Annotated in this window: 13 protein-coding genes, 1 tRNA gene and 1 pseudogene; 8 read left to right on the top strand and 7 right to left on the bottom strand. The window is 42.5% G+C overall.

Annotation, left to right across the window (positions count from 1 at the left end; genetic code table 11):
• Nucleotides 1-11: 11 nt before the first annotated feature.
• The 4 genes from V7K49_RS16010 to V7K49_RS15995 all read right to left on the bottom strand — a co-directional run bounded on the left by V7K49_RS16010 (nucleotide 12) and on the right by V7K49_RS15995 (nucleotide 5,745).
• Entirely contained in the window at nucleotides 12-974 is a 963-nt protein-coding gene (locus V7K49_RS16010; RefSeq protein WP_335206391.1) for an ABC transporter permease, read from the bottom strand.
• A gap of 475 nt (nucleotides 975-1,449) precedes the next feature.
• Entirely contained in the window at nucleotides 1,450-2,802 is a 1,353-nt protein-coding gene (gene glmU / locus V7K49_RS16005) for a bifunctional UDP-N-acetylglucosamine diphosphorylase/glucosamine-1-phosphate N-acetyltransferase GlmU (protein ID WP_335206390.1), read from the bottom strand.
• Nucleotides 2,803-2,967: 165 nt separating this feature from the next.
• Nucleotides 2,968-4,203, bottom strand: coding sequence for a two-component system response regulator (locus V7K49_RS16000; protein WP_335206389.1), 1,236 nt, complete (start codon nucleotides 4,201-4,203; stop codon nucleotides 2,968-2,970).
• A 573-nt stretch (nucleotides 4,204-4,776) separates the two neighbouring features.
• Complete coding sequence (locus V7K49_RS15995; protein WP_335206388.1) at nucleotides 4,777-5,745, bottom strand: tRNA (5-methylaminomethyl-2-thiouridine)(34)-methyltransferase MnmD; 969 nt, start codon at nucleotides 5,743-5,745, stop codon at nucleotides 4,777-4,779.
• A 177-nt stretch (nucleotides 5,746-5,922) separates the two neighbouring features.
• On the opposite strand from V7K49_RS15995, the gene V7K49_RS15990 reads away from it, so the two are divergent.
• The gene (locus tag V7K49_RS15990; protein ID WP_335206563.1) at nucleotides 5,923-6,744 is read left to right on the top strand and encodes a sulfurtransferase; all 822 of its coding nucleotides are present in this window, start codon (nucleotides 5,923-5,925) and stop codon (nucleotides 6,742-6,744) included.
• A gap of 289 nt (nucleotides 6,745-7,033) precedes the next feature.
• Here V7K49_RS15990 and V7K49_RS15985 read toward each other — a convergent pair whose 3' ends face one another.
• A complete protein-coding gene (locus tag V7K49_RS15985; protein WP_335206387.1) occupies nucleotides 7,034-8,332 on the bottom strand; it encodes a hypothetical protein in 1,299 nt (432 codons plus the stop codon).
• Between the two features lie 734 nt (nucleotides 8,333-9,066).
• Between V7K49_RS15985 and V7K49_RS15980 the strand changes: the two genes are divergently transcribed.
• The 4 genes and pseudogenes from V7K49_RS15980 to V7K49_RS15965 all read left to right on the top strand — a co-directional run bounded on the left by V7K49_RS15980 (nucleotide 9,067) and on the right by V7K49_RS15965 (nucleotide 14,119).
• Nucleotides 9,067-10,371: a FecR family protein gene (locus V7K49_RS15980; protein WP_335206386.1), complete on the top strand. Its 1,305-nt coding sequence runs from the start codon at nucleotides 9,067-9,069 to the stop codon at nucleotides 10,369-10,371.
• Nucleotides 10,372-10,695: 324 nt separating this feature from the next.
• Entirely contained in the window at nucleotides 10,696-12,072 is a 1,377-nt protein-coding gene (gene gor, locus V7K49_RS15975; RefSeq protein ID WP_334870190.1) for a glutathione-disulfide reductase, read from the top strand.
• Between the two features lie 90 nt (nucleotides 12,073-12,162).
• Nucleotides 12,163-12,797 (top strand): annotated as a pseudogene (locus V7K49_RS15970) (YqiA/YcfP family alpha/beta fold hydrolase).
• 176 nt (nucleotides 12,798-12,973) lie between these two features.
• Nucleotides 12,974-14,119, top strand: a complete 1,146-nt coding sequence (locus V7K49_RS15965; RefSeq protein ID WP_335206385.1) for a histidinol-phosphate transaminase — start codon at nucleotides 12,974-12,976, stop codon at nucleotides 14,117-14,119.
• 8 nt (nucleotides 14,120-14,127) lie between these two features.
• Here V7K49_RS15965 and V7K49_RS15960 read toward each other — a convergent pair whose 3' ends face one another.
• Both V7K49_RS15960 and V7K49_RS15955 read right to left on the bottom strand, forming a co-directional pair.
• Nucleotides 14,128-14,682 (bottom strand): hypothetical protein, encoded by a 555-nt coding sequence (locus tag V7K49_RS15960; RefSeq protein WP_273767350.1) that lies wholly within the window; start codon nucleotides 14,680-14,682, stop codon nucleotides 14,128-14,130.
• A gap of 633 nt (nucleotides 14,683-15,315) precedes the next feature.
• Nucleotides 15,316-15,948: a GNAT family N-acetyltransferase gene (locus tag V7K49_RS15955; RefSeq protein WP_335206384.1), complete on the bottom strand. Its 633-nt coding sequence runs from the start codon at nucleotides 15,946-15,948 to the stop codon at nucleotides 15,316-15,318.
• A 1,041-nt stretch (nucleotides 15,949-16,989) separates the two neighbouring features.
• On the opposite strand from V7K49_RS15955, the gene V7K49_RS15950 reads away from it, so the two are divergent.
• From V7K49_RS15950 to V7K49_RS15940, 3 genes are all read left to right on the top strand, one after another.
• Nucleotides 16,990-20,598, top strand: a complete 3,609-nt coding sequence (locus V7K49_RS15950) for a response regulator (protein ID WP_335206383.1) — start codon at nucleotides 16,990-16,992, stop codon at nucleotides 20,596-20,598.
• A 68-nt stretch (nucleotides 20,599-20,666) separates the two neighbouring features.
• Nucleotides 20,667-22,076 (top strand): hypothetical protein, encoded by a 1,410-nt coding sequence (locus V7K49_RS15945; protein WP_335206381.1) that lies wholly within the window; start codon nucleotides 20,667-20,669, stop codon nucleotides 22,074-22,076.
• 50 nt (nucleotides 22,077-22,126) lie between these two features.
• Nucleotides 22,127-22,197: transfer RNA gene (locus V7K49_RS15940), tRNA-Gly, on the top strand.
• Nucleotides 22,198-22,643: the final 446 nt, after the last annotated feature.

Raw genomic sequence — 22,643 nt, 5'->3', positions numbered from 1 at the left:
GAATTTTTTAGCTACTTCGTATACTTAACGCGAGGATCTAATAAACCATAAAGAATATCTGCAACGAGATTAAAAATCACAATTAAAATTGCATATATAAAAGTAATTGCCATGATAACTGGTGTGTCATTTTTATAGATAGAGTCAATTAATAAAGCACCAATACCCGGAACACGAAAAACTTTTTCTGTAACTAAAGCACCTGTAAAGACACTTGGAATATCCAAGGCTACCAATGTCACTACAGGAATTAACGCATTCCGCAAAACATGACGATTAATAACCAAAAATTTGGGTAATCCCTTAGCATAAGTAGTACGCACATAGTCTTGATTGATATTTTCTAAAATCTCTGAACGCACAAAGCGCATCAGCATTGCTGTCTGCCAGAGTCCTAATACAGAAATAGGCATAATAGATTGTTTAATTTGATTGATAAAACTCTGCCAATCTGTCACTTGTAATGTGCTGTTATAGATAAAAGGCAGCCATTTCAGTTGGATGCTAAAGATAATAATAAACAGTAAGCCAGTGAAAAACGTTGGTAGAGAAAACCCAAAAAAAACTAAAGTAGTCAAAATCATATCAATAAGAGAATGACGTTTGAGAGCTGAAATTACTCCCAAAGGAATAGCCAGCAGTACACCAAAAAGGTAGGCAGAACCAACTACCCATAGCGTTGTTGGTAGGCGTTGGAGAATTAAACCAATTACTGGACTGCGGCTAGTAAAAGAATAGCCCATGTCTCCACTCACAAAAGCTGTAACCCATTTGATATAGCGGATATGGAGCGGTTGATCTAAACCTAAAGATATTCTAATATTTTCCCGAACTTCAGCTGTGATAGAGGGATTGAGCGCAAATTCTCCCATTGGATCACCGGGTGCTAATGCCAGAATAGTAAATATGACAACACTGATGGCAATTAACGTGGGAATAGCAATTAGTAGACGATTAATTAAGTATTTATTCATTAGCTATTACAAAATCTGTCTTACTCTTAAAAACCAGAAAGCAACTGAGCAAAGACAGGTTTATTTTTCAGTTTAGTAGATCAGAAACTTGCAAGATAGCATCACGGATACAAAAAGGTTTATCTTTAAAAACAACGGTAGATTAGTGGGGTTTAGACAAAAAACAAGTTTTAATCCAGTTACTGATGTTCAGGTGCTTTGCCCCATCACACGGGGTATTATTGGTACGCATAACCTCAATGCTATCGACAGCAATAAATAGCTGTCGATAACAGGATGTGACTACTGCGAGGCTGGGATAGCTGTGTGATCACAACAAAAAATAGCCGCTTAGATGATTAGACCTCTTGCATAAATCAAAAAATAAGAACCCTACCCCCGCCAAAGCCACGCTATGTCTCCCCTAAGAGCTTGCTCTTAGGGGTTGGGGGTGGGGTGTTAGGGACTTTTGCAAGAGGTCTATTTAATTATCGCTTTATTGGCTTTTCCTCCGCCAAGCAGGTTTCACAACCTGACGACTACGAGCAATCACTAGAGAATCATCAGGCACATCTTCTGTGACTGTAGAACCAGCTGCGATGTAGACATCATCACCCAAGGTGAGTGGAGCCACTAAAACGCTATTGGCACCAGTCTTAGTCCGATCGCCTATTTTGGTACGATGTTTTTTCACGCCGTCATAATTGGCAGTAATTGTACCGGCACCAATATTAACCTGATTGCCGACTACGCTATCACCTATATATGACAAATGCGCTGCATTCGTGCGATCGCCTAATTGCGTATTTTTCAATTCCACAAAATTCCCCACACGGCAATTAGCACCCACTTGTACTTGACCGCGCAAATGAGCATAGGGGCCAATTCGGCTTCCTGCCTGCACGGTGCTATCTGTTACTACTGAATACTGCACCGTGACATTTTCAGCTAAGTGACTATTTTCAATTAAACTTCCCGGTCCAATGTGACTTCCTGTTTGAATAACCGTATTTCCCCGCAGGTGAGTTTGAGGTTCAATAATTACATCTGCCTGTAATTCTACTGTTTCATCAATGGTGATGCTTGTGGGGTCGATGAGGGTGACACCCGCCAGCATCCATTTTTCCTTGACTCGTTTTTGCAAAATTTCAGATGCTGTTGCCAGTTGCAGGCGATCATTAATGCCAAGAATTTCTTGGTAATCTTCCACATCCACTGCCATCACTTGTCCGACCTGAGTCACAGCATCAGTGAGATAGTATTCTTTTTGGGCATTGTTTGTCTGTAGATGGGGCAGCACCTTTGCCAAATCTTGCCAGTCGAAGCAGTAAACTCCAGCGTTAATCCGCTGATTTTGTCTTTGAGCAGCAGTACAATCCTTGTGTTCGACCATTTGCTGCACAATATTTTCATCGTTACAAAAAACTCGCCCGTAGCCCGTGGGGTCGGGTAGGTGCGAGGTGAGAATAGTCGCGGCGTTTTGATTTCGGGCGTGAGTTTGTAACATCTGCTTGAGGGTTTCGCTGCGTATCAACGGTAAATCGCCGTTAAGTATCAGCAAATCCCCAGTGTAGTCTTTCAAGTGAGGAAGTAATTGCTGGATGGCATGACCTGTTCCCAGTTGCACAGTCTGTTCGACAAACTCCAAGCTGGGAATTGAATGCATGGCGGCTTGCACTTCCTCGGACTGATACCCCACAATCACGATTCGCCGTGAGGGCGAAAGTGGTTCTACACTTTCGAGAACTCTTTCAACTAGCGATCGCCCACCCAAAGAATGTAAAACCTTGGGTAAGCGTGATTTCATCCGTGTGCCGCGTCCCGCCGCTAGAATTGCTACAACTACCATAATTAGCTATCAGCTATCAGTGAAATTATGATTAATCCTGTTGGTACTTTAAGATTTAGCCTCAAATCATACCAGCAAATCATAGAAGAGTAAAAGGCGGAGATTATAATACCAATTCGCGCTGATTACAGCAGCTACAAATCATTATCCCCTACTCCTTACTCCCTACTCTTTTTCATGACCAGAGCTAATAAACTCGGCAAACTGCTGCATTAGTTTGGGATTACGCCAACCGGAATCAGCTTCTTCTTGCATCACTAAAAGTGCTTCTGCTAAAGTAAAAGCTCTTTTATAAGGTCGTTCGCTGGTCAAAGCATCATAAATATCAATTAACTGAAATACTTGCGCCAGGTAGGGAATATCATCTCCCTTGAGTCCATCAGGGTAGCCTGAGCCATCCCAGCGTTCGTGGTGATGGCGAATAATCGGAATTACACCCCGCATACTGCGTAGTGGCTGGCAGATTTTTTCCCCAATCAAAACGTGCTGCTGCATTATCTGCCAATCTTCAGGGGTGAGTTTGCCTTTTTTCAGTAGCACTGCATCGGGAATACCCACCTTGCCGATATCGTGGAGATAACCAGCCCACATCAAATCTCGAATTTGGTAGCGTGAGAGGTTGAGGTATTCACCAAAAACTTGTCCCAGTTTTACCAAGCGTTCACAATGGTCGCCCGTATTGGGATCGCGACTTTCAATCGACATGGCAATGGAAAATAGTACTTGTTCGGCATGGTCTAAATCTTCGTTCAGACGCTTCTGCCGTATCAAAGACTTTACACGCGCGGCTAGTTCCACACGATCAAAGGGTTTGGTGAGAAAATCATCTGCCCCAACTTCAATTCCCCGAATGCGCGATCGCCTGTCATTTAACGCTGTAATAAAAATCACTGGAATTAGCCTGGTCTGCTCATCCTGTTTGAGCAATTGGCACACTTCAAATCCATCCATTCCTGGCATCATCACATCCAGCAAAATCAAATCTGGTTGTTTTTGAGTTACCAATCCTACAACCATGTAACCACTGTCTGCCTCAATTACTTCGTATCCTTCCATCCCCAAAAGGGCAACAGCAGTCATCCGACTGGCGGCATGATCGTCAACTACTAAAACCTTCGGCGGATCTAAATCAAACCCACTCACTTTAGAACCTTTGGCTTGTAGTGTTCTAGAGACCAATGAATCATCATCACAATTAACATCAGCTTTCATCCAAGAAGACACTGCTCCGCTATCTTCAAGCATAAGGTCTTCTTGAGATAAGCCTAAAGAATAAGTCTCCAGATTATTTGGCGATCCTACGGCATGATTTGAACCGATACTCTTCACTCTGCTAATGGGGTTTGAGCCACTAACAATTTGTTCTGTAAAGCCTGTATGGTTGGGTTTCCATTGAATCACAAAGGCACTCCAGTTTTTTGCACAAGTTAACAGTGTCACATTTAAAAAACAAATTTAATATTCAACTGGATCTGAGCCAGAGGTTCCATAGAGATTATGGATTATATCAAGCTGCCTATCTGAGTTTTTCGTAGTATGTATCTTTTATGTTACGAACAAGGGGGATCTTGTTGTCAAATTTTTTGTTTTGCTTCTAATTCCAGTATTATAAATTCGCACAAATCTTAAATCAGGTTTTTTACGGAGATTTTTTAACATGGTAACGCCAGAAAGCACTGTAATTGCTCGCTTTATATCAAGATATCGGGTTTTGAGTTGGAAGCCTTGATGGTAACATTAAGTATATATGTTTTTAGTTACTCAGTTCTCGCAACACTCAAATACTTTTAAGCAGCATGTAAAATTAGATACTATCACAAATTTAATTTATTTGGCTCGTAAAAACTCGTTGCGTGAGTATCTGGAAAATAAATCAGAATTATTGGAAAATATAGATAATTTGTCTGGAATTAAGGACTGAGGATGAGGTCTGTAGTTGCCGCAGCTACGCCCGTCGTAGATATTGCTTCCTAACTAGAAACTAGTCCCCATAAAATCCCTGCTTTGTGTTCCCAATAGCCACCTTTTTCGCCAACGGGAGGTAGGTTCGAGTGAAGAGGCTTGTTGGTCTTGTTGTCGCCGTCTCACTATGACTTCGGTTGGATCGCTCAATTGAGGATCACGATAAGCAATGGCAGCACGGGTTAGCAAGTGTTCTTTTTCAGCTTGTGACAGGGTAGTAAGTGCTGTTAGCGGATAGCTATGGTTTAGTCCGTGCTGAGTGCTAAGTACTGAGTGGTCTTTAAACTCAGCACTCCCAGAATGAGCTGCCATAGTACCAGGCGATCGCCTTCCCACGGGTGGGGTAGAACCTACCACCAAGCCAGCAGATAAAAGTGCTGTGCGTACAGCAGGAGAACAAGAATAGGTGGCTAATAAACCATCTAGATGTAAACACAATGACAGCTGTTTAATAAATTCAACAGTCCATAATTGAGGACACTGTGGTGGTGAAAAGGGATCAAGGAAAATTGCATCTGCCCAGAAACCCGACTGACGTACTAGCGTTATTGTAGTTCTAGCATCGCCAATTAGTAGCTTCGCTTTCAGGCAAGGTGTTTGCACTTGATGCTCAAAAGCAAGTTCTTTCAAAATTTCAATATAGTTACAGTTCCAATTGTCGAACAAGTGATGAGCGATCGCAGCTTGTGGCACTGCTGGATTCAGTTCTAAGCCGATTACTTCAACACAACAACTGGGATTCACTGCCCAAATTGTCTGCAAAGCAGCAGCTGTGTTATATCCTAGACCATAACAAATATCCAATAGTCGCAAGACTGGTTTTTGAGCGGCTATAGCCAGTTGAGTCGGTTCTACAAACTTGAAAAAACTTTCCTGCCTAGCTCCATAATGGCTGTGAAAGGATTCACCAAACTCTTGAGAGACAAAGGTGAAAGAACCATCTGCTGTTAACTTGAGTGTAAAATTCTCTAAGTCTGACATCTTATAAAAAACTGAATAATGACCAATGCTTCTCTACGAAAGGCTGCGCCAACGACGCCGGCTCCATCGAGCGAAGTCGAGATGCTCAGTACAAGTGCCCCATACTTCTCTACGAGAGGCTACGCCAACGACGCCGGCTCCATCGAGCGAAGTCGAGATGCTCAGTACAAGTGCCCTATGCCCAATCCTCAATTTATTGTTTCACCTGTTTGGCTGTTTCAACATCTAGAAGATCCGCAAGTCGTTATTGTGGATTGTCGCTTTTCTCTAGCTGATCCACAACTAGGACAACAACAGTACCAGACAAGTCATATAGAAGGGTCATATTACCTAGATTTGAATCAGGATCTTTCCAGTCCAGTGGGTAAACATGGCGGGAGACATCCTTTACCTAACCCCAATGATATAGCTAACAAATTTGCTGCGATTGGGATAAATTACCAAAAAAGTTTAGTTGTAGCTTATGATGATTCGCGCTTTGCCTTTGCGGCTCGTCTATGGTGGCTATTGCGCTATCTAGGACATGAGCAAGTCGCGGTACTGGATGGAGGCTTTGCTGGATGGCAAAAAGCTGGATATCCTGTTACAAATGTCGTTCCTCACACCCAGATGGGTACGTTTGTAGCTCAAGTACAAACAGAAAAGGTGGTAGATATTACAGCGGTGAAAAACCGCAAAGACAGCCACGAGGTAGTATTGGTAGATTCAAGAGAAAGCGATCGCTACCAAGGTGAACGAGAGCCTATTGATAAAATTGCCGGACATATTCCTGGTGCAGTCAACTATCCCTGGCAAGAAGTTACAGACTCTTGCGGCTACCTAATCCCTCAAGGGGAACAACGCCGTCGGTGGGAAAAGCTAGAAACAGCCGAGGAAATCTTAGTATATTGCGGTTCTGGCGTTACTGCTTGTGTGAATTTACTTTCTTTAGAATTAGCTGGCATTAGCAAGGGTAAACTTTATGCTGGTAGCTGGAGTGATTGGATTTCTTATTTATAGTTAGGAGTTACGAGTGAGAAGTTTAAAAAGCGACTAGAAGTCGCTACTACACTAGCATTGTCCACCTCTGTGGACTAAGAAAAAATCAAGGGTTTCAAACTCACGCAAGTGGGTTTTGTATGTATCGCCAAGCCAGCGCACTGGCTCCCCATGAGCAACTGGCGTGCGACTAGAAGTTGCCAGGGTTAGTACTGGAGTTTAGACTTGACAAACATCCTCTTAGACTGAAGAAAAAATTTAAACTCCTAACTCTTACCTCCTGTACAGACGCGATTAATCGCGTCTCTTATCAAAATCGACCTAATTGCAAATTGTAATTAATACTGAAGAACCAGCCATCAAAATCAATGTTTTCGGCGGTTGAACTACCTAAACTAACTCCAGCTTCTACATTCATATTAGTGGTATCAGATATTCGATAATTTAAGTGCCCGAATAGCCGATGAAATTGGTCTTCTCGATCGCGCTGTGTAAAGTCCGAGAAGCTCGCTTGGTAGTCAATACCAACCTGGAGAGGCTTTTGCAAGTAGTAGTTCAGAGAAATCCAAAAAGAATTGATTATCCGATCACGACTTAGGGGATCAGCAAAATTTACACTCAACTCGTAGAAGCTATCTAGCGTTAATTTTGGAGTTAAGGGATCTCGCCGTCCCAAAGACAGTTGCAGGGAATTCTCATTTAAAAAGCGATCGCCTGCTTTGAAGCTATCAAGGCTATGACTGTTACTGGCATAAAATAACTGTTGATTGCTGTAACTGACTTCTCCGTACATTCGCTGTGAGAACTGCTGGTAAATACTGAGATTAAATCTCACCTGATTGTAATTGTATTCTGACTGATTGATATAACGAATAAGATTGCCATCAATTGAGCCGTTTAAATAAGTCTTAGATCCCAAAGGGAAATATGCAGAGGCTAGTGTCAGTCCAGAAATAATTAAACCATCTTCTATGGGACTATCATTTGAGGAAAAAATATTGCTCGTCTGGAAGTAACCTACACGGCCTAGTAGATAGCCTATGGGTTTAAACTTAGGTACGGATTGTTCTGTCGGTGGGAGTGGCTGTTGTTCTAGAGGTCGTAACCGCACCCACAACCCCAATTCGCGATCGCTCTCAGACTCAGGTGGCTGTTTTGGCGATCGCAGCAGCTGTATTAGCCTCTGTAGCCTTTGGGACTGATTTATTTGAGGTGCATTCAACAGTTGCTCTTTTGAGTCTAGAGGAGATGTAGGCAAAACACTTGGCTGTGATTCTAACTGGGGCGGATCATTTTGCTTTTGAGTATCTCCAGGTTGTTCGGTTGCAGATGGGGTTTGAGTAGTAGCTGGTGTTTGCTGTGCCACATTTAATGGCATCTGGGAGTCTAAACTTTGCGACTCACTGGACTGCTTGCACAAAAAGTTAATTACCTCTTGCTCTAACTTCTGACATAGCTGATAAGTTACCTGTGTGTTTGCTAAATTTTTAGAATGCCAAATATCTGTATTTGCAGATTCTGCCGCATCTACTTTAATGCAACACCAGCTTCCACCACTGGAAGCTAACAAAATACAAAAAAACAAATTCTTCCAGTTCTTGAGTCGCATCTGGTTAGATCGCGTTGATCGCGTTTGGCGAATGTAGACCTATAAGCTGTATCGGAAGTTCCGACTCAGAAGATACAGCTATTAAGCGCATCTCTTTTAGTTTCGTAGGTATATACTGAAACTAAAAACTGAAATTACTGCTTTTCGGATTTTCTCCCAGATTTTTTTGCAAAACTGAGATGCTCCAATCCAATTTCTGCTCAACTTTAGTGAAATACAGTCAGTGAGTCATTTCACAATATATCCCTAACAACTCCTTTTCCCACATAACTGATGATCCTGTGGCTGATCTGATTAGAAAGGATTATCTGTAAAGTACTCCTCATTTAATTGTTGATATCAAATACTAACTTTGAAATATGCTACAGATTTTATTGCATAAAATGTCAGTTTCAGAAGAAAAACTTAAATAAACTAAACACATAATTTATTTGCTATTGATTTGATGTATGTATTAAATGTAGGCTAAAATGCAAATGAATTTACCTAAGAAAACTTATAACAATTAGCAGCAGCCTAGAGGATGTTTTAAAAGTATTTTTGGTAACATCAAACCCTCCCAAACCTAACCCCTTAGCCCTCATTTCCTCATCGGTAAGGGGGGTTTCAAAGCCTCTCTCGCTATGGGGGAGAGGAATGGAAGTGGGGTTTATAGTATACTTTGTAACTTTTCAAACATCCTCTTAAACCTTTAACTTTTTTGTTATTAGTTGAAGTTCATAAAATATCAAATTATGTTTCATAAATCGTTTCCATTGTTAGTGATTGGTTTATGGGGAGTTATAGTACTGCCTTTGCAAAATCGGGTAAGTGCCATAACTCCTCTAACGCGAGCAGAGATTCAGAACCTCCGGAACTTGGTACTACTGATACCCAAAGATCGACTGAAGAAGCGTCCTGCACGCAAATTAGATGCAATGACTCCTGGGGATGGGTTGTCAACTGGTCGAGCTTCCCTAGCAGACTTGCGCTTTAACGACGGTTCTTTAGCACGAGTTGGCGAACAGGCTATATTTCAATTTTTACCAAAGACTCGCAGCTTTAGACTCTCAAACGGGACTGCGTTGCTGCTTATCCCACCTGGTAGGGGGCAAACACGTATACAAACGCCAAGTGCAGCAGCAGCAATTCGTGGTTCAGCATTATTTGTCCGCTACGACAAACAAACAGATACCACGATTGTGGGTGCGCTGACAAATAGCGGCATTGAAGTTTCTAATCAGGAAGCTTCTCAAACTCAGGTGCTGCAAGCAGGACAGATGATGGTTATAGTTAAAGGCGAATTTCAGGGCTTATACGATTTTGATCTCAGAAATTTTTATCAAACGAGCGATCTGGTTCGAGGACTTAATTTGACTAGGCAAAATCCTACGCCTACGGCCGATCAGGCGATCGCTAGCGTTCAAGCTGAAACTGCTGCGGCTTTGAAAGCACAATCGCCCATTACAGGTAAGGGAGTAGTTGAAAACCCATCTTTTGTAGAGCTAACTACTAGTCCTTCAACTTCCTCGACCAATGATTCCCCAATAAACTCCCTTGGAGATGATTCCCCATCAAATTCCTTTGAGGACATAAGACAAGTTCTGTCAAATACTGAGCAGCGTCCTGAAAAAAATAACACTATTAGGACGGTAAATCAACCAGTAAATCCGCCAGTTCAACCTCCAGTAAATCTACCAGTAAATCCGCCAGTTCAACCTCCAGTAAATCCGCCAGTTCAACCTCCAGTAAATCCGCCAGTTCAACCTCCAGTAAATCTACCAGTAAATCCACCAGTCGAGCCTCCAGTAAATCCGCCAGTAAATCAGCCAGTCGAGCCTCCAGTAAATCCGCCAGTAAATCAGCCAGTCGAGCCTCCAGTAAATCCGCCAGTAAATCCGCCAGTAAATCCGCCAGTAAATCAGCCAGTAAATCAGCCAGTAAATCCGCCAGTAAATCAGCCAGTAAATCCGCCAGTTCAACCTCCAGTAAATCCGCCAGTTCAACCTCCAGTAAATCCGCCAGTAAATCCGCCAGTAAAACCTCCAGAAACTACCTGAAACTACACGCGTAGCGGCTTGCCGTAGGCTACCGCTCCAAGCGTAGAAGACACAGAGAGAAGAAAGAAAAAAAAGAAATATTTAAATTAGCAGTATTGATTTATACTGAATACTGCCGAAAGAACTATAACAACTGTTAACTACTACCTCTACAGCAACCAAAGCAAAAAGTGATATTCCCTACGACTAGAGAGCATCTGCTAACGCTAGATTAAATCAAGGACAGGACTTACACAGGATTCACCAGATATCCTTATATAGTTCAATCAGATTCTGTGTGTAAGTTCCCAGGAACTAACTTGTTGCTAAAGAGAACATAAATTTATGACTTTTGATTACGACCTGTTTGTAATTGGTGCGGGTTCTGGAGGTTTGGCGGCTTCCAAACGGGCGGCTAGCTTTGGGGCAAAAGTGGCGATCGCTGAAGATGATTTAGTTGGTGGGACTTGTGTAATTCGCGGTTGCGTTCCCAAAAAACTTATGGTCTATGCCTCTCACTTTCCCGCACTATTCAGTGACGCTTCAGGCTATGGCTGGAAAGTGGGTAATGCGGAGTTGGACTGGGAATATTTCATTACATCTATAGATAAGGAAGTTCGGCGACTGTCGCAACTACATATAAGCTTTTTAGAAAAAGCGGGAGTGCAACTAATTCCTAGTCGCGCCACGTTGGTAGACCCCCACACAGTAGAAGTTGATGGACGCAAAGTTACAGCAGACAAAATTTTAATTGCTGTTGGTGGGCGTCCTGTCAAGCCAGATTTATCAGGGATGGAATACGGCATTACTTCTAATGAAATCTTTCATCTCAAAGAACAACCAAAACACATAGTTATTATTGGTGCTGGTTATATCGGCACGGAATTTGCCTGTATTATGCGCGGTTTGGGTTCTGATGTGACACAAATTACCAGAGGTGAAAAGATTTTGAACGGGTTTGATGAGGATGTCCGCATAGAAATCGAAGAGGGGATGACAAACCACGGAATTCGGCTGATTAAGAATAATGTGGTAAAAACAATTGAAGGTGTGCCAGAAGGGTTAAAACTGACTTTATCAGGGGACGACCAACAACCACTAATTGCCGACGTGTTTTTAGTGGCGACCGGTCGGATTCCTAATGTAGATGGACTAGGTTTAAAAAACGCTGGGGTTGATGTTGTCGCTAGTTCTATCGAAGGGCCTGGATATCCAACCACAAGTGCGATCGCAGTCAATGAATATAGTCAAACTAGTCAAGCGAATATATTTGCCGTTGGCGATGTCACCGACCGAATTAATTTAACTCCTGTGGCCATTGGCGAAGGTCGCGCCTTTGCAGATAGCGAATTTGGGAATAACCGCCGCCAATTAAGTCACCAAACTGTACCCACAGCAATATTTTCTAACCCAGAAGCAGCTACCGTCGGCTGGACAGAAGCCGAAGCACGGGAAAAACTCGGTGATGCTGTAACAATTTATCGCACTCGCTTCCGCCCGATGTACCATAGTTTAACTGGTAAGCAAGAGAAGACAATGATGAAGTTGGTGGTTGATAGCAACACCGACAAAGTGCTGGGCGCTCACATGGTGGGTGAAAATGCTGCTGAAATCATTCAAGGTGTGGCGATCGCTGTGAAGATGGGCGCAACTAAAAAAGACTTTGACGCCACTGTTGGTATCCATCCCTCCGCAGCGGAAGAATTTGTCACAATGCGGTAATAAGAGTTAGGAGTTATGAGTTGAAGAAAGAAACTCATAACTTAAAACTTAAAATTACTAACTTTTTCTCACTTCTAATTATCTACAGTCTTGCAATACATATATCTTCACGGCTTTGCTTCGAGTCCTAATTCTGCCAAAGCGCGGGATATCGGTGATCGCTTTGCCCAAATTCACACAAAGCTAAAAATTCCTGATTTGAATGCTGGCGATTTTTCGCAGTTGACAATCACTCGTCAGATCAGTCAAGTTGCCGCAGAATTTAGCAATGATTCTACGCCAGTAACGCTGATTGGCTCAAGTTTAGGTGGTTTGACCGCTGCCCACTTGGGACAGCAATATTTACAAGTCGAACGTCTTGTGCTGCTAGCACCAGCTTTTGGGTTTTTATCTCATTGGTTGCCCAAGCTAGGCGATGAAGAAGTACAGCGTTGGCAGCAAGAAAAATATATCATGGTCTACCACTATGGGGAGGGGCGAAAGCTTCCCTTAAGTTACGATTTCGTTACAGATGCTGCCCAATACCAAGAGGAGCTTTTAAACGTCCTATCCCCACCCTAATTTTGCATGGAAAAAAGGATGAAGTCATCCCCATCGAAGCTAGTCGTGACTTTGCGCGTTTGCGTCCTTGGGTGGAGTTAGTCGAACTCGCCAGTGACCACGCCTTGGCTGATGTTATGGAAGAAATTTGGCAGGCAATTCGCCTCTTTTGCCAGTTACCTTGAAGTTGTAAAATATTAAACTCAGACCTAACCTAATATTTTTCAGTAAGTACAACTTAACTCGTAGATCCAAGGAGGCTATATTCACTCACTATCAAGGATAGTTAGGGGAAAATAAGTCTTTTGTAAACAGTATTGATTTAAAATCCAAAATCTAAAATCTAAAATCCAAAATTGATATGCTTCCCTTCATCCGGTCAGATTTAGCCCAATTTACCGCGTATAAACCCCACCTAAGCAGCAATACAGCCGATTCTGTCCCCATCCAGTTTGATCGACTGGATACAAATGAAAGCCCCGATGATTTACCACCGGAGTTAAAAGAGAAGCTGGCCTGGACGTATCAGCAAGTAATTGAAACAAATCGTTATCCTGATGGTGGACATGAAACACTCAAGGATGCGATCGCCGAATACGTTAATGAATCAGCCGGTCTGTCGCTATCCAATACTGCTGCCAATATTTCTGTGGGCAATGGTTCAGATGAACTAATCCGCTCTTTATTAATCGCCACCTGTCTAGGAGGAGAAGGTTCAATTCTAGTTGCCAATCCCACTTTCTCTATGTACGGAATTTTGGCACAAACTTTGGGTATTCCTGTAGTGGCGGTCGGTAGAAATGAAACAAATTTTGAAATTGACATAAGCGCCGCCCAGTCTGCGATCGAACAAACTCAAAATCCCCCCATTCGCGTAGTTTTTGTAGTGCATCCCAATTCGCCGACTGCCAATAGTTTAACTACGGCAGAGTTGGCATGGTTAAAAAGTCTGAGCGAGCATATTTTGGTAGTAATTGATGAAGCTTACTTTGAATTCAGCCAAACTACACTAGTGGGTGAATTAGCACAGCATCCCAATTGGGTAATATTACGCACTTTTTCTAAAGCCTTCCGATTGGCTGCTCTCCGTGTTGGCTATTGTGTCGCTCATCCGGAAGCGATCGCCATTTTAGAAAAAGTTCGCTTACCTTACAATCTGCCCAGCTTTTCCATAGCAGCAGCATTAGTTACTTTACAAAACCGCACACTCTTGCTGGAGTCAATTCGCCAAACCCTGACTGAACGAGCCAAACTCATCGAAATTTTATCCCAGCAACCAGAACTACAAATTACCACAAGCGCTGCTAACTTTATTTACCTACGTCTTAAAGCAAATGGCTTTAATTCACAAGAGGCTGCATTAAAAACTTTCCATCGGAAACTTAGAACACTCGGAACTATTGTGCGACACATTAGCGGAGGATTACGAATTACTGTAGGAACGATGGAGGAAAACGCGCGCACTGTTAATCGAGTCCAAGCTGCTTTGGCAAATTTGGAATTTTAGCAATTTACTCAGTAATTAAATCGGCTGTCCATCTCACTGCCCAAACGGCGTACTATTCCCACTGTTTGTGGCAGGACACCTACTAAAAGAGCAAAAGCAACATCTGGCAAAAGAGCCACTATTTCTGGTGGGAAGTATTGTTCAAATTGATCGAGAATTTTCTGAACTCGCTGCCCAGGCACTGGGTTTTCTGTAATTTGTTTGATCAATCGAATCCACTGTCGCCTAATCAAGTAAGCCTTCTGGCGCTCTTCATTAGATTCGGGAGTTAATAAAGACAGATTACCTATGGGCAGTGCTCTTTGGCAATCACAATCGTAATCCCCACCTACAGCAGCCCCAGGCCCAGCAAACTCTGCATGGTATCTTTTAAAGAGGATTAATCCATTTCGTCTACGACTATTGACAATGAAAACTTCTCCACTGTGTAAACGTGTAAGGATATCCGAGCCTTGCGATTGCTCAGTTCCATCTGGCATGACAACAGAGTCAAGGAAACTAGTTTCAGGGTAATAAGTTGATACCATAGAGGTCTGATAGCGTCGATGCTGTTCGCTATCCATGTTTTTTAAACTTTCAACGAATTTGGTAGTACTATGCACTTCAAAAGGGAACTAGCTGTTATGTCAAATCAGGTTTTTGAATTCTTTTATTATCAAGAATCTTTCGGTCAACTTAACTAAAATACTAATAAATAGGCATTGTTTAGTAATTGAGTGATTATATTTTATGAGATATAACTATATTTGTCTGTAAACTCTACAAGTGTTTTCTTAAAGTTTTTATAAAGATGAATATCTTAATTACAAAGTTATTATGAGGTATTGCTGATTTCCTAAGGGTAATTTTACCGCTATTTCTATTATAATTTATTTATTTATATATATATCTATATAAAATAGTCAAAAATATTTTCTTTTTTGTTTAATGACAAATCAAAAAGGTCAAAATTTAACATTTAATCATTTAAGTGGAGTTTTCCAAAGTTATACTTTTATTAAAATGACGAATGGGAAGATCCGTAAAAAGTCTACATAAAATATCCTGAGAAACAATTATCCAAAGCTATACACATCTAGCTATTTAGCTAATATGGCTGAGTTTTGAATTAAGTTATTTTGTACTTTGAGCGTCGATATTGGTGATATATTTTATCCAAAGTAATTACAACATCAAAATTTATAGCAAAATAAAATTTAGATAGTGGAATCATCACTCAGATGCTTGTGCAATAACATCTGGCTTGAATGTCTTAGGAAAAATGTATTCCAATTCGATTCTACTTTATGCACCCGATATCCCAGCTTGAAATAAAGTTGCCTTGCTTGATGGTTATTTTGCAAAACGTGGAGATATAAGTCTTGAAATCCCCACTCGCGAGAGACTTTTTCACAGCTACTCAGTAAGCCTGAAGCTACACCATGTCTACGGAATTTTGGGTGAACCGCTAAATTAGATAAGTAAGGAAAACCCATGCCAACCTGGCTCCACGAATCACTGTAACGTACACCTAGTTCCACACTTCCCACTAAGTTATTAGCCGCACCAGTAGTAGTTTCAAAGGCGACTAAACAAATATGACGCGGCAAAGGTGATGCCATGCGATGCCTTAAGTCTTCGTAAATACCCAGACGTAGCAATGGGAAAGCCCATCCCCACATACCCTGTTGGGAGTGAAAGCTTTCAGCAATAATTTGGGCAACACCGATCAAATCAGCAGGTGTAGCTGTACAAATTTGAAATTGGCAGCAAGCTGGATCGATTGGCTGTTGCTGGTATGGATGAAAAAACCGATATTTCAAGGCTAGTTTAGGATTGATTTTATTCAACGAAAATTTTCTCAAATATCCTCAAACACCATTTAAACTGAATAAAAACTTTATATCTGCCCAGGAGATTGAACTGACCTAAGATTGCTAATTCGCTTTTGCTTGTGGAGCCGACAAAGTTTTACACTTTAGTTTAAGGCTTTATAGCCTGTATTTTTGAAAGAGTCTTAGAAGTTACAGCTTCATAAATCTACAATCTTAAGTTCAGTCGGTTCAAGTGCATCCCTTACTCTAGGTAGGGAGGATATCAGCCTGCTTACTACAAAAACATCTGTAAAGTGGTACAGGTTCAGGTGAATGGGCAGAGAAATAGCATAACCTGTCGGTAGGCAGCATCTACAAAATTGTTAGGTAAGTACACCAACGGCAAACTCTGGTTTAAAACCACCCTTGGTTGCAGTACTGAACTCATTTTTACAATTGCCGCTACACTAACACGACTTTGCTACTGGGTCATAGGAACAGGCTGTACAGCTATTGGGGTTAGAATCTGCAAGGTTCCCTAATTTCTAATATCCAACTTTTCAACCACTATCACTTGTCTTAATGTCTTAATGATAGTTCTGATTGCTAAATTGGAAAGAGACATTTGTCTAATAGTATACTTTAGCTTTAAATCTTATTGTTTTAATTTTGCTGATTGTACCATGACTACCATAAATAAAATTTACCTGCAAGTGTTAGTACAACTCCTGGGAAGGGAAAACTTAATATGCAGCTTCATCTGGATTTTTCAGCTAGCTATGAGTGCTGTATGTAGTATCAGAGATTGCTCACAGGAGGAAAAGGAAGATTTGGCAAGCAAGCATCGACTCTGTAACCCTAAAACTGACTATGAAAGCAATTACATTGCACCAAAGCAAACGGTAATCGGCATAAGCCATTGAGACAAATTACTGTGAGTAAACGCTCCTACACTCAGCAGTCATGTAGCCAAAGAGCCTTATTGGTCGAAATGCTCTGCTCTTACCTGACTCAGAAAAATCCTTACCTGATCAGATTATTCTTTATCCGACTGCCGTTGCAGCAGGAAAGCGGTGCATGAAATCCCAAGCAAACAGTAAGCCTAAAATTTTGGTTGTCGATGATGAACCAGACAACCTTGATTTGCTTTACCGCACTTTCTATCGCGACTATAAGGTGCTCAGGGCAGCCTCTGGCCCTGCGGCACTCGATCTGCTGGCTCAAGAGGGAGAAGTCGCAGTGATCATCTCCGATCAGCGGATGCCGATGATGAGCGGTACAGAATTTTTGAGCCTAACAGCAACTCAATATCCAGATATTATCCGGATTATCTTAACTGGCTACACCGATGTCGAAGACCTGGTGGAAGCAATCAACGCTGGTAAGGTATTTAAATATGTCACTAAACCGTGGGAAGCCGAGGAACTCAAAGCAGTGGTACGCCAAGCTTTGGATACCCACAATGTCCTCAAAGCCCGCACCCGCGAACTTACCCGCACACTCCGGCAAGAATCGCTGCTAAATACCGTCACAAATACGATTCGCAGTGCTTTAGACTATCGCCAAATTTTACAGGCAATTGTAGATACAGTGGGCCATATGTTGGAGGTGGATGTCTGTCTGTTGCGTCCCTTCCAAGATGAGCAGTTGGCGGATAAAGGATTCATTTATCAGAAGGCTCTGGAAGAAAAAGAACACGGGGACACGGGGATATGGGGACACGGAGATCAGCAAATCAATTTTCCTCTTGTCCCCCTATCTCCCTCTCCTCCCATCCCTCCCTCCTCCCTGCTGGCTCAAACGGTGTGGGAAACCCGCGAAGTCCAGGTAATTCACGATGTGATCGATGATGAGCGTATTCACGGTAAAACTCCCGAGCTGCGCGAACGTGGGGCAGCTTTTGCTGCTGCTAACATTTGTTCTAGTTTAGTTGTGCCATTGATCTGCCAACAAGAACTGATGGCAGTGCTGGCACTGCACCAGTGTTCTATGCCTCGCTTTTGGGGGGATGATGAGGTGCAGCTAGTGTTGATGGTAGCGGATCAGGCAGCTTTAGCTTTGTCTCAAGCTTATGCTTACGAACAAGTACGTGCTCTTGCCAAGCGAGAAGCCCTAATTAATACCATTACTAGCGCGATTCGCTCTAGCTTAGACCCCCAAGATATTTTTGCGGCTATTACCCAGCAATTGGGGCAAGCCTTACAAGTCGATGGCTGTGTCCTGTCTTTGTGGACAGAGGAAGATGAATTTGTCCAGTGTGTGGGCTTGTATGACAGTTTTCAACAGCCGGAAAATTTGCTTAGGCACAGTTCGCCGCAGGCATTGCTAGCCCCAGACAAAAATTTAAATAATAATAACCTATTAACTCAGAGATTACCCTACTCTCATGCATCTATACAGGAGAATCCAATCCTCCAACAAATGCTACAGACACATGAACCAGTGGTAATTGGTAATGTGGGTCATTCTCCCTCACAAGTGAACGGTTTTGATTTGCCTTTAAAAATGCCAGCGCGATCGCTAATGTTTGTGCCATTATTGGCTGATGGGAAATGTATCGGTAGTATTACTTTACATGAAGGTAAAAAAGTCCGCCGATGGCTCTCATCTGATATCGATTTGGCTAAAGCAGTAGCAGCCCAAGCAGCGATCGCTGTGCAGCAGTCACATTTATATCAGAAAACTCGCCAACAAGCTGAACGCTTACTGGAATTAGACAAACAAAAAACCGAATTTTTCCAAAATATCTCCCATGAGTTTCGCACACCTATCACCTTGATTCAAGGACCTTTAGAATCGGCAGTGACGGCTGGTGAGGGATTATCTTACTCCCAATGTGCGATCGCCCTGCGTAACTCCCGTCGCCTGCTGCGACTGGTAAATCAATTGCTGGATTTACAACGCCTGGATGCGGGGAGAATGCAGCCTAGTTTCCGCCCTTGCGATATAGTCGAATTTGTCAGCCAAATTGTTGAATCTTTTCGTCCCTACTGTGAGAAAAAGGGACTGCATCTAGTCACTCAGTTAGATGAATGTTCTACGGTGTACTTAGATATGGAAAAATTTGACAAGGTGGTTTACAACCTCCTGTCAAATGCCATGAAGTTTACTCCTGAAGGTGGCACGATCAGCATCAGCCTAAAATCTGAAAATGACCGTTGCATACTGCAAGTACAAGACACTGGTATTGGCATTGTTAAAGAACAAATTCCTCACCTATTTGAGCGCTTCCGCCAAGCTGAAGGTTCAGCAAACCGCTCCTATGAAGGCAGTGGTTTGGGTTTAGCTTTAGTTAAAGAATTGGTAGAATTACATGGTGGTCAAGTCACTGTGGAATCAGTTTATGGCGAAGGCACTACCTTTAGTTTATGGCTTGTTACTGGAAACGCTCATTTACCCGCACTGCAAGTACTAGAAACGCCTACCGAACTGAACACGAGCCGCGCTAGCGTAGAATTGGCTGATTTAGAACTGGTAAACCCAACAACAGACAATATTGAAGATATTACAAGAAACTTCTCGCCCAGTATTGATACTCAAGACTCAGCACTTAAGACTCAGCAACGTCAGACCGCTCAACAGGGGGAACCCCTGCACACGGCTGGCTCCTCAATTTTAGTTGTAGATGATAACCCGGATTTGCGAACCTATGTATCTGAAATTTTCCGCCGCAATGGCTATCATGTACAGACAGCTCGTAATGGTTATGAAGGGTATGGGATAGCTAAGGAAATTATACCCAGCTTGATTGTGACTGACTTAATGATGCCCTTGGTGAGCGGACTTGAGATGATTCAGATGATCCGCAATGAGGAGAAGCTGAAAGGAACACCAATCATTCTGCTAACAGCGAAAGTTGATGAGCAAACCCGCATCGAAGGTACAGAACATGGGGCGGATGCTTATTTAGCAAAACCATTTAATGATCGGGAACTTTTGGCGGAAGTTCGGAATCTTTTAGGATTGAAAGAAAATGAACGACGAATCGTGGAGTTAAATACTTATCTAACAGAATCGGTGCTAAAGCGCTTTTTGCCGGCTGTATTGGTGCAAAAAGCCGCAACCGGAGATTTAACGTTAGATTTGCGCCCAGAACCACGCTTAATTACAGTTTTGTTTAGTGACATTGTGGGTTTTACACAGCTAGCAAATACCCTCAGATCCCGGCGAGTAGCAGAGTTGCTAAATGAATATTTAGAAGCCATGACTAAGGTTGTCTTTGGCAATGGCGGTACTGTAGATAAATTTATGGGAGATGCTATCTTAGCTTTATACGGAGCGCCGGAAGAACTAACTCCTAATGAACAGGTGCGTCGTGCTATCAATACAGCAAGAGCAATGCACCGCTCACTGGCTGACTTGAACCAGCGCTGGCGAGACCAAGGTGTATTCGATGGCGATAAACTTACTAGCGTCCAGTTCCGGTGCGGTATCCACCAAGGTACAGCTGTTGTGGGAATGTTTGGTAGTGCTGAACGCGCTGATTATACTGCCATTGGTCCAAGTGTGAATATTGCTGCAAGGTTACAAGCTGCTGCCCTTCCCGGTACGATCCTGGTTTCTGCTGCCGTGGCAGATTATTTGCAGGAAGAAGAAATTACTAAAGGTAGTCCGCTAGAACTTAAAGGAGTAGATGAAACAGTTTTGACTTTCGCTGTTACACCAGAGATAATGGTTAATCGCTAAAATTTAGACTGGTATTTTAAAGCATTAGCAATGAGTAAGAGTGCCTAATCATATCCAGTTTGTATAATATGATACCATCAGTTGCAGACAAAACTCCAATTCCAGCCAAGGTCTGGAGGCGACACACTGACCCACCAGGTTTGTGGATTTCTGTCGTTATAGGTTCAGTCTCTCTGCACTTGCTGGCGTTCTGGCTGATGCGCTCATCTAATGCATTTAGTTTCTGGTTTCCCCAGCAAAGTCAATCTGTTGTTCCCATTGAATTGATAGACATTGCTCCCAAAACAAAATCAATAACCAAATCAAAATCAACAGCAAAAACAGTTTCGCCAAAGCCACTATCCTCAACTCAAAAGTCTGTACCAGCACGTTCAATACAAACAGCACGAACTACGCCCAGAAATCAAGATTTTGGCGTAATAAATTCTGCTGAGAATCTCCAGCAAAAGAGCCGAACTTACGCCTCTCAATCTAATAGCCGACCCTTTAGGCAGCAGAGAGTTCTTATAGCCACACCGAAACCTACACCTACAGCCACACCCAAACCCACAGTTCCAGTCGGTAGTCTACCTTGGAACCGCCGTCAAGAAATCAAACTGGGAAAGGGAACACCATTATCAACAGGTATTCCATCAAATCCACCAGTTTCGGAAGCTGAAAACAGAGAAACTCCGCCACGCACCCCCACTCAGGAAACTCCAGCAACTCGAACTAGAGAAACTCCATCAACTCGAACTAGAGAAACTCCATCAACTCGAACTAGAGAAACTCCATCAACTCGAACTAGGGAAACTCCATCAACTCGAACTAGGGAAACTCCATCAACTCGAACTAGGGAAACTCCACCAACTCCGACTAGAGAAACTCCATCAACTCCGACTAGAGAAACTCCAGCAAATCGAACTAGGGAAACTCCAGCAAATCGAACTAGAGAAACTCCAGCAACTCCGACTAGAGAAACTCCATCAACTCGAACTAGAGAAACTCCAGCAACTCCGACTAGAGAAACTCCATCAACTCGAACTAGAGAAACTCCAGCAACTCCGACTAGAGAAACTCCAGCAACTCCGACTGGGGGAGCATCGGTAGCCATAGTAGCTCCTTTGCTTAGAGATAAAGTCAGTAACTTAATACAATCAGGAAGATTACGACAAGATGCTTTACCCGACGTTATCGCTTTATACAGGGGAAGCAACACAAAACAATTGGACTCAAGTTTTCTCCCTGGTGATTCCGAAGTTAAGCCTGCACAGATCCTTGCTAGCTTAGTAATTGATAACAAGGGCAACTTTCAACAGGCTTTAGTCATAGAAATAGAACCAGCAACATCACAAAGTGAAAAAAGCACATATGAGCGAATTCTCAACGAGGTTTTCAAAACAGAAAACTTTTTTGCCGCTCACAACAACGATGGCACAAAACCAGATTTGAGCAATCTGTATGTATGGATCAAAATCCAACCTGCCAATTCCAATTAAATGCTTCAATTTTTGCAAAAACTGTGTTATATTTATAAAGTTGGAATTTTGCGGGCGTAGTTTAGTGGTAAAACTATAGCCTTCCAAGCTATTAATGCGGGTTCGATTCCCGCCGCCCGCTTAGAAAAACTCTGAAGTGCACTATAGCGGTTCTCGTTTGGGTGCGGTACGGTTTTGACCTCTCTCCAAAGCTCTCTCCTACAAGGAGAGAGGCTTTGAGTATTACTCCCCAACACTAGTAGGGAAGGGGCTGTTCTTGTTAGGTCTGTATTCCATGCAATTGGGAACCGCTATAGTTCAGCACAGTGCAAATCCACATGAGATTTTAATTAGACAAGGGGCAAAAATTTTATATTTAATTTCGCCTAGCCACTTATGTAGTTATCACAATACCTACAGGTAGATAATAAATAGCAAGGCAAGCTAACATTAGTACTACGCTATGTGTGAGGGTATTTTGGAGTAGGTATCTTGCCCAGCCAGTCAATGGAAGTCTGATGTTAAATAGCTTAATTATTGCTTTTCTTTACTAAGAAATAGCCATAATTGATTAAGCGATGCCTGCGG

The sequence above is a fragment of the Nostoc sp. genome, from assembly GCF_036919675.1.
Lineage (GTDB): Bacteria > Cyanobacteriota > Cyanobacteriia > Cyanobacteriales > Nostocaceae > Nostoc.
This window is presented reverse-complemented; position numbering and strand designations above follow the sequence as displayed.

Excerpts from the sequence above, each read along its gene's own strand:
- V7K49_RS16010 (WP_335206391.1), bottom strand. The coding sequence starts at position 974 with ATGAATAAATACTTAATTAATCGTCTACTAATTGCTATTCCCACGTTA.
- glmU (WP_335206390.1), bottom strand. The coding sequence starts at position 2,802 with ATGGTAGTTGTAGCAATTCTAGCGGCGGGACGCGGCACACGGATGAAA.
- V7K49_RS15995 (WP_335206388.1), bottom strand. The coding sequence starts at position 5,745 with ATGTCAGACTTAGAGAATTTTACACTCAAGTTAACAGCAGATGGTTCT.
- V7K49_RS15990 (WP_335206563.1), top strand. The coding sequence starts at position 5,923 with ATGCCCAATCCTCAATTTATTGTTTCACCTGTTTGGCTGTTTCAACAT.
- V7K49_RS15985 (WP_335206387.1), bottom strand. The coding sequence starts at position 8,332 with ATGCGACTCAAGAACTGGAAGAATTTGTTTTTTTGTATTTTGTTAGCT.
- V7K49_RS15980 (WP_335206386.1), top strand. The coding sequence starts at position 9,067 with ATGTTTCATAAATCGTTTCCATTGTTAGTGATTGGTTTATGGGGAGTT.
- gor (WP_334870190.1), top strand. The coding sequence starts at position 10,696 with ATGACTTTTGATTACGACCTGTTTGTAATTGGTGCGGGTTCTGGAGGT.
- V7K49_RS15965 (WP_335206385.1), top strand. The coding sequence starts at position 12,974 with ATGCTTCCCTTCATCCGGTCAGATTTAGCCCAATTTACCGCGTATAAA.
- V7K49_RS15960 (WP_273767350.1), bottom strand. The coding sequence starts at position 14,682 with ATGGATAGCGAACAGCATCGACGCTATCAGACCTCTATGGTATCAACT.
- V7K49_RS15950 (WP_335206383.1), top strand. The coding sequence starts at position 16,990 with ATGAAATCCCAAGCAAACAGTAAGCCTAAAATTTTGGTTGTCGATGAT.
- V7K49_RS15945 (WP_335206381.1), top strand. The coding sequence starts at position 20,667 with ATGATACCATCAGTTGCAGACAAAACTCCAATTCCAGCCAAGGTCTGG.